This is a genomic window from Streptomyces sp. NPDC051320 (genome assembly GCF_040682175.1).
In the GTDB taxonomy this organism is placed as follows: domain Bacteria; phylum Actinomycetota; class Actinomycetes; order Streptomycetales; family Streptomycetaceae; genus Streptomyces.
This window is the reverse complement of sequence record NZ_JBFBAL010000012.1, coordinates 222105-229375: the sequence shown is the minus strand read 5'-3', so window position 1 is coordinate 229375 and position 7271 is coordinate 222105. Positions and strand designations below refer to the sequence as shown.

6 protein-coding genes are annotated in these 7271 nt (G+C 69.8%); 5 read left to right on the top strand and 1 reads right to left on the bottom strand.

Translation table 11 applies throughout. The features are described 5' to 3' along the window. Positions 1-100 precede the first annotated feature (100 nt). Positions 101-475, bottom strand: a complete 375-nt coding sequence (locus tag AB0M87_RS25765) for a nuclear transport factor 2 family protein (protein ID WP_365856841.1) — start codon at positions 473-475, stop codon at positions 101-103. A 271-nt stretch (positions 476-746) separates the two neighbouring features. On the opposite strand from AB0M87_RS25765, the gene AB0M87_RS25760 reads away from it, so the two are divergent. The 5 genes from AB0M87_RS25760 to AB0M87_RS25740 all read left to right on the top strand — a co-directional run bounded on the left by AB0M87_RS25760 (position 747) and on the right by AB0M87_RS25740 (position 7266). Beyond that, positions 747-1949, top strand: a complete 1203-nt coding sequence (locus AB0M87_RS25760; RefSeq protein ID WP_365856839.1) for a cytochrome P450 — start codon at positions 747-749, stop codon at positions 1947-1949. 80 nt (positions 1950-2029) lie between these two features. Continuing rightward, entirely contained in the window at positions 2030-3049 is a 1020-nt protein-coding gene (locus AB0M87_RS25755; RefSeq protein WP_365856837.1) for a ketoacyl-ACP synthase III family protein, read from the top strand. A 46-nt stretch (positions 3050-3095) separates the two neighbouring features. After that, entirely contained in the window at positions 3096-4730 is a 1635-nt protein-coding gene (locus AB0M87_RS25750) for an aldehyde dehydrogenase family protein (RefSeq protein ID WP_365856835.1), read from the top strand. Positions 4731-4754: 24 nt separating this feature from the next. After that, positions 4755-5894 (top strand): acyl-CoA dehydrogenase family protein, encoded by a 1140-nt coding sequence (locus AB0M87_RS25745; protein WP_365856833.1) that lies wholly within the window; start codon positions 4755-4757, stop codon positions 5892-5894. Positions 5895-5976: 82 nt separating this feature from the next. Further along, entirely contained in the window at positions 5977-7266 is a 1290-nt protein-coding gene (locus AB0M87_RS25740; protein ID WP_365856831.1) for an aminotransferase class III-fold pyridoxal phosphate-dependent enzyme, read from the top strand. The last annotated feature ends 5 nt before the right edge of the window (positions 7267-7271 follow it).

Here is a 7271-nt window from a genome sequence, read left to right as displayed (position 1 = left end):
GATCGGTACCGGCGGGCCGGTCGGCTTCTGGGGCATCAACATGGGCACCGCGATCGGCATACCGTTCGTGGCGAACGAGGCCCCTGCGTGAGGGTCGTGCTCAGGAGCCGGGCAGCAGCTCCATGAACTGGTAGTCGTGGGTGATCCGGCCGTTCTCACCGATCAGCAGAAACTCGTGGCCGATGGCCACGGCCTCGTCACTGCCCTCCGGGGTCATGTGCCAGACGAACTTCACCCCCTGATGGTGCGCGGCGACATCGCCGGCGAGACGGAACGTGAACCCCTGGCTGAGGAAATCGTTGTACGCCGTGGTGACCGCCGCCTCGATGGCCGCGTTGCCGCGGTGCTCGTTGGCGCCGGTGACGTACACACCGTCCTCGGCCCACAGCTCGACCGCCAGATCGTGCCGCTGCTGGGCGTCACGCTCGTTCCAGACCGCCGAATAGCGCTCCATGAGCTTCTCGGTGTCCACCATGCTTGCGCTGCCTTCCCTGCGACGAGTCCCGGCCATTGCGGCCGGGACATGTTTTCCGTCCGCCATCATCCCGCTGTACCAATTCCCCGTCGATTACGTGCGAGGTAAGCAGCGGTGCAACGGAACAGGTGACGGCCTGGATCATTACCTCGAAGGTAATGGGGGTCGGCGGTCAGCGGCGTATCAGCGCAGGATCAGCCCGGCCGGGCAGCATGACTGACGAGCCGGTAAAAGCCGACTCGGCAGTCGACTTCGATCCGGGGGAAATACCATGTCGGATACCGAGGAAGAAATACGCGACTTCCCGATGTCCCGCACCTGCCCGATGGCCCCGCCGCCGGCCTACACCGAGCTGCGCGACGGCCCGCCCCGCCGGGTGCGACTGCCCGACGGGACCCTGCCGTGGATCCTGACCCGGCATGCGGACGTGCGCGAGGCCATGGGCGACCCCCGGATGAGCATGGACGAGTCGGACCCGCTCATGCCGCACCGGCTGCTGGTGCCCCGGATTCCCCGGCTGTTCTCCTTCATCCGCATGGACGAGCCCGAGCACGGCCGGCTGCGCCGCATGGTCACATCGGAATTCACCGCGCGCAGCGTCAGGGAACTGCGGCCATGGATCCAGCAGATCATCGACCAGCTGATCGACGATCTCGAGGCCCTCCCCCAACCCGTCGACCTGGCCGCCGAGTTCGCGATCCCGCTGCCGTGCCTGGTGATCGCCAGGATCTTCGGCGTGCCCGACGAGGACATCGCACAGCTCAAGGAGCAGACCACCATCGGCCTGTCCCAGGACGTCACGCCGGAGCAGGCGATCGGCGCGCAGATCGGCATGTCGGAATATCTCGACCAACTCGCCGTCCGCAAGGCGGCGGAGGGCACCGATGACGACCTGATCGGCCGGCTGTGCGCCGATTTCGTGGCTGCCGGCAAGCTGACCCACGAGGACCTGGTCGGCATGGTCCGTCTGGTGCTCGTGGCCGGTCACGAGACCAGCGCCAACCAGCTCGGCCTGAGCATCCTGTCGCTGCTCCAGCACCCCGGCCAGCTCGCGGAGATCAAGGCCGATCCGGCACTGATCCGGCCCGCGGTCGAGGAGATGCTGCGCTTCTGGGCGATCTCGCAGGACAACATCGTGCGCGTCGCCGCGGACGACATGGAGCTCGGCGGAGTGCATATCGCCAAGGGCGATCCGGTGGTCCTGGCCATCCCGGCCGCCAACCACGACGAGACGGTGTTCCCCGACGCCGCCCGCTTCGACATTCACCGTGCACAGGCCTCCCAGCACCTGACGTTCGGCCACGGCGCGCACTACTGCCTCGGCGCCACCCTCGCCACCACCGAGATGGAGATGGCGCTGACCACCCTCTTCGACCGCCTGCCCGGACTGCGGCTCGCGGTGCCCGAGGAGGACCTCTCCTTCCGCGACACCTCGCTCGTCTACGGCCTGAACAGGCTGCCCGTCACCTGGTAGGCCGACCGCCGCCCGACGGACGGTCCCCAGCGGACCCGCCCCGCCCGACGAATGCCCTACGGAACGAAGGAACGGCAACCATGCGTCTGACCCAGGACATCTTCATCGCGAGCACCGGCGTCAGCCTGCCGGTGGCCAAGCCGGTGGCCGAGGCCATCGCCGAGGGGCTGGTGGACGAGGCGCACAGCGACCTCGGATACGAGTCGATCGGCATGTCCCACGACGTGGCGCCTCCGGACATGGCCGTCGCGGCCGGCCGGGAGGCCGTCGCAAGGTCCGGTATCGGGGCCGACCGATTCGACCTGCTGCTGCACGGCAGCGTGTGGTTCCAGGGCCTCGACATGTGGGCGGCCGCCAGTTACGTGGCCGGCAACTGCGCCGGCCGGCACACCTTCGCCGTCGACGTCCAGCAGCGCAGCAACTGCGCGATGGCAGGCCTCCAGTTCGCCGTGTCCCACCTGGCCTCCGGCAGTGGCAAGCACGCGCTGGTCACCACCGCCGACCGGTTCGCCGCGCCGGCCATGGACCGGTGGAACGAGCAGGCCAACCTGATCTACGGCGACGGCGCCGGCGCTCTGGCGGTCTCCACCGAAGGCGGCGTGGCGAAGATCGTCTCCCTGGTGTCGATCGGCGACAGCTCACTGGAGCCCGCCGGCCGCGGTGCGGAGCAGTTCCGCACCGCACCCGGCACGGAACTTCCGATCCGCATCATGCGCCGGCTCGAGGCGTTCGCCACCACCCCCGGTGCCGTCGGCGCCTGGGAGCGTTACGAGGCGACGCTCGCCCGGGCCGTCACCAGCGCCCTCGACGAGGCAGGCGTCGGCCTGGAGGACGTCTCCCGCGCGGTCCTTCCGTTCATCCACCGCGGTGGCGGTCGCTCAGAGAACTACGACGCGCTCGGCTTCTCCGAGAAGCAGTCGCTCTGGGAGGTGGGCCGGGTCACGGGCCACATGGGCGGCGCCGACCAGTTCGCCGGCCTGGACCACCTGCTGCGCACCGGTGCGGTGAACCGGGGCGACCACGTGCTGCTCGTCGGAGTCGGTGTCGGTCACAGCTTCACCATCGCCGTCGTGCAGATCGTCGACACCCCTTCCTGGTGACTCGCACACCGCGCCGCGCCCGCCCCTCCACGAGGAGACCACGACAGTGGAAGACACCACGCCTGACGGCCTGACGGCCAGGACGGCACCCCTGCTCAGCTACGGCTCGTACATCGGCGACAAGGATGTCGACGGCACCGGCTGGGTGTACACGGTCAGTTCACGTTCTCTGCTCGAGGACGTCTTCACCAGTCTGAAGCTGAAGCGGGCCCTGGAGAAGGACCCCGACCCGTCATCCGCGGCCGCCCAGCACCCGTACGTGGTGGGCCGCTGCGCGATGGTCGCCGATGCCGACGTGGACGCGGCCACCGACGCGGCGGCCGGCGCCGTCCGCGAGTGGTCCGCCGTGCCACTGGCCGACCGGCTGGAACTCGGCCGGCTCTTCCGGGAGCGGCTGCTGGAGCACTGGGACCGGCTGATGGATCTGCTGGCCGCCGAGGCACACCCGCGCAAGCTCGCCCGCTGGGAACTGACCGGCCTGCTCACGCTGTTCGGGGACACCAACCGCGAGTGGTACGCCCGGCAGATGCACCAGGAGTTCGAGCACGGCGGCCGTCGGCTGATCGTGCGCCGGCAGCCCGACGGTGTGGTGTGCTTCAACCCACCGCAGAACGCGCCCGCGTCGATGGCGGCGCTCGCCGTACTGGTGCTGATGGCCGGGAACACGGTGGTGGTGCGGGCGCCGCGCAGCATCGCCCTGAGCACCATGTACATCCTGCGCGAACTCGTCGCTCCGATACTCGCCGAACTCGGTGCTCCGGCAGGCACGTTGAACCTGATCTGCGGCAGGCCCCGGCAGATCATCGACCGCTGGCTGGCACATCCCGGGGTCAATGACATCTTCTACTTCGGCGACAGTGCCCAGGGCATGCGCTTCGAGCAGGAGTGCGTGGCCCACGGCAAGAAGCCGGTCCTCGAACTGGCCGGCAACGACACCCTGGTGGTGTGGAAGGACGCGAACCTCGACCACGCCGCCGAGGCGATCACCGAGGCGTTCTACGGTTCGGGCCAGATCTGCATGGTGCCGAACGGCGTGGTCGCCCACCCCGACATCGCCGACGACCTGCTCGACCGGGTGGCCCGGCTCGCCGCCGACGTCAAGCCGGGCTTCCCCGAGGACGACGACGTGCTGCTCTCGCCGGTGCGCCGCAGCGAACGCTTCTTCGCCCTGCTCGAGCAGGCCACCGACGCGGGTGCGAAGATCATCTGCGGCGGACGGCGGGTGGAACTGGACGGCACGCCCTCCGAGGCCGGTGTGTTCCTGGAACCCACCGTGGTCCGGGTGGACGGCCCCGGTGACCCGCGCGAACTCGACGTGGTGCGGCTGGAGACGTTCTTCCCGCTGATCCCCGTGGTGGTGCCGCCGGCGGCCCCCGACGATGTCCTGCTCGACCGGGTGATCGACTTCGTCAACTCCAACGTCTACGGGCTGCGCAACTCGCTGTGGAGCGCCGGCTCCGAGGTCGTCGACCACTTCGTCCGCCGGGTACGCAACGGCGGTCTGCTGAAGATCAACGACTCGCACATCGGCACCGTCCCCTACCTGCCCACGCACGGTGGCACCGGCCTGACCAGCGGCGTCTTCGGCGAAGCCAACTACCCGATGCTCAAGACCTCGCGGCTTCAGGGCGTGAGCATCGCCCCCGACGTCTCGCCGCGTGCCGCGGTCTTCGAGTACTGACATCTCCCACGGAGGCTTGATTCCATGCGTTCCCTCGACACGGCCATCGCCGTCTGCGAGCAACACCACCCGGGACTGATCGACGCGCTCAACGGTATTCCCTTCGCCGAGCGGGAGCGCCCCGGCAGCAAGGTCATCGACCTGTTCCGGGCGCACGACGGGGCCGCGCTGCTGGTGCCGGCCGCACTCGGCGGCCGGGACGCCGACCCGCTGGAGGCGGTCCGGGTGATGCGCGCCATCGGCGCCCACTCGCCGTCGCTCGGCGCCGCCGCGACCATGCACCACTTCACGGTGGCCACCCTGCTCGCCCTGGACCCCGAACTGACCCGGCTCACCGACGGGCAGGCCGCTCTGATGCGCCGTGTGGCACCCGAGCGGCTGCTGATGGCCTCCGGCTGGGCGGAGGGCCGAACCGAGCAGAACATCCTCAACCCGTCCATGACCGCGACCCCGGTCGAGGGCGGTTTCCTGGTCAACGGCTCGAAGAAACCGTGCAGCCTGTCGCAGTCGATGGACCTGCTCACCATCGGAGTGGCCCTGCCCGGGCAGGACGGCGTACCGGAGCTGGCCATGGCCCTGCTGCCGGCCGACTCGCCCGGCATCACCCGGCACCCGTTCTGGTCCAGCGAGATCATGGGCGGCGCCGAGAGCGACGAGGTACGGCTGAAGGACGTCTTCGTCGATGAGGGCCTGTTCGTCCGCGCCACCGCCGACGACCCGGACCGCTTCGACGATCTCCAGACCGCCGGTTTCATCTGGTTCGAACTTCTCATCACCGCCGCGTACACCGGTGTCGCCTCCGCGCTGACCGCCCGGGTGCTGGAGCGCGGCCGCGGCTCGGTGACCGACCGCTCCACGCTCGCCCTGCGCACCGAGGCCGCGATCGAGCTGACCGAGGGCATGGCCAGGACCATCCGGGAGGGCGAGATCAGTGAGGCCACCGTGGCCGGCACCCTGGTGACCCGCTTCGCGGTCCAGGAACTGCTCGTCCAGTCAGCCGCACTGGCCGTCGAGCTGCTCGGCGGCATGGCGTTCATCGGCTCGCCGGAGACCGCGTACCTGGCCTCGGCCGTGCGCCCCCTCGCCTTCCACCCGCCGTCCCGCAGCAGCACGGCGGAGGCGCTGGTGGACTTCATCGCCGGCGGACCGCTGGTCATGGCATGACCGGCCGGCCCGCGCGACCGGCTCCCGGACGGCACTCACGTCACTCACGTCACTCACGTCACTCACGGCAGGGAAAGAGGTCATGACCGCTCAAGCGGAGAGCGCCACGCGCTCGGACGACGGCGAAGCAGAGATCCTCGATCTCTACCGCAAGCACCTCAGCAAGGGCCGGGCGACCGTCGCCGACCTCTTCGGCGGCCATATGGAGATCGCGTCCGAGGGCTCCTGGGTGCACACCAGTGACGGCGAACGGCTGCTGAACTGCGGCGGCTACGGGGTCCTCATCATGGGCGCTCGCCATCCGCGCGTACTCCGGGAGGTCCAGCGGCAGCTGGACACCCACCCGGTCGCCACCCGCATCCTGCTGGAGCCGGCCGTCGCCCGCGCCGCCGAGGCACTGCTCGCGGTGGCACCGGCCGGCCTGGACCGGGTGCACTTCTCCCTGTCGGGCGCCGAGGCGGTCGAGACCGCCCTGAAACTGGCCCGCGCCAACGGCAGGCGCCGCCTGGTGTCGATGAGCCAGGGCTACCACGGCAAGACCCTCGGGGCGCTGTCGGCGACCGCCAAGGAGGTGTACCAGGCGCCCTTCCGGCCGTTGCTGCCGAACGTCTCACACGTTCCGTTCGGCGACCTGGAGGCTCTGGAGAAGGAGTTGGCCGCGTACCCGGGCGAGGTCTGCGTCATCGTCGAGCCCGTGCAGGGCGAGGGCGGTGTCATCCTGCCGCCGACCGGCTACCTGCCGGCCGTCGAACGCCTCGTGCGCAGGTACGAGGGTTTCCTCATCCTGGACGAGATCCAGTCCGGTCTGGGGCGCCTCGGCGCCTGGTGGGGAGCGGACCTGTACGGCGTGACGCCGCATGTCCTGCTCACCGGCAAGGCGCTGGGCGGGGGCGTGGTACCGGTCTCGGCGGCCCTCGCCGACGCCCGTACCTTCCGGCCCTTCGACAAGGACCCTTTCATCCACACCGGAACGTTCTCCGGCGCCCCACTGCTGATGGCCGGGGTGCAGGGCGCGATCGCCGCCATCCAGGAGGACGGACTCGTCCAGCGGGCGAAGGTGCTGGGCGAACGGCTGCTGCCGGACATCGAGCGCATCGTCCGGGAGAACTGCCAGGAACTCGTCGTGGACGTCCGCGGCCAGGGCCTGCTCATCGGGATGGAGTTCGCAGACGCCGGCCTGGCGGGCGAACTGCTCCTCGAACTGTTCAACAACGGCGTCGTCGCCAACCACTCGATGACCGGCAGCTCGGTGGTGCGCTTCACCCCACCCGCGCTGCTCGGCGACGCCGAGGTGGAATTCCTGCTCGACTCCCTCGACCGCGCGACCCGCGATCTCGTCGATCGCCGCGCCCGGATGCCGGAAGGCGGCTGACCCAC

Bases quoted from the DNA above. Each gene is read 5' to 3' on its own strand.
- AB0M87_RS25765 (WP_365856841.1), bottom strand. From the start codon at position 475: ATGGTGGACACCGAGAAGCTCATGGAGCGCTATTCGGCGGTCTGGAAC.
- AB0M87_RS25760 (WP_365856839.1), top strand. From the start codon at position 747: ATGTCGGATACCGAGGAAGAAATACGCGACTTCCCGATGTCCCGCACC.
- AB0M87_RS25755 (WP_365856837.1), top strand. From the start codon at position 2,030: ATGCGTCTGACCCAGGACATCTTCATCGCGAGCACCGGCGTCAGCCTG.
- AB0M87_RS25745 (WP_365856833.1), top strand. From the start codon at position 4,755: ATGCGTTCCCTCGACACGGCCATCGCCGTCTGCGAGCAACACCACCCG.
- AB0M87_RS25740 (WP_365856831.1), top strand. From the start codon at position 5,977: ATGACCGCTCAAGCGGAGAGCGCCACGCGCTCGGACGACGGCGAAGCA.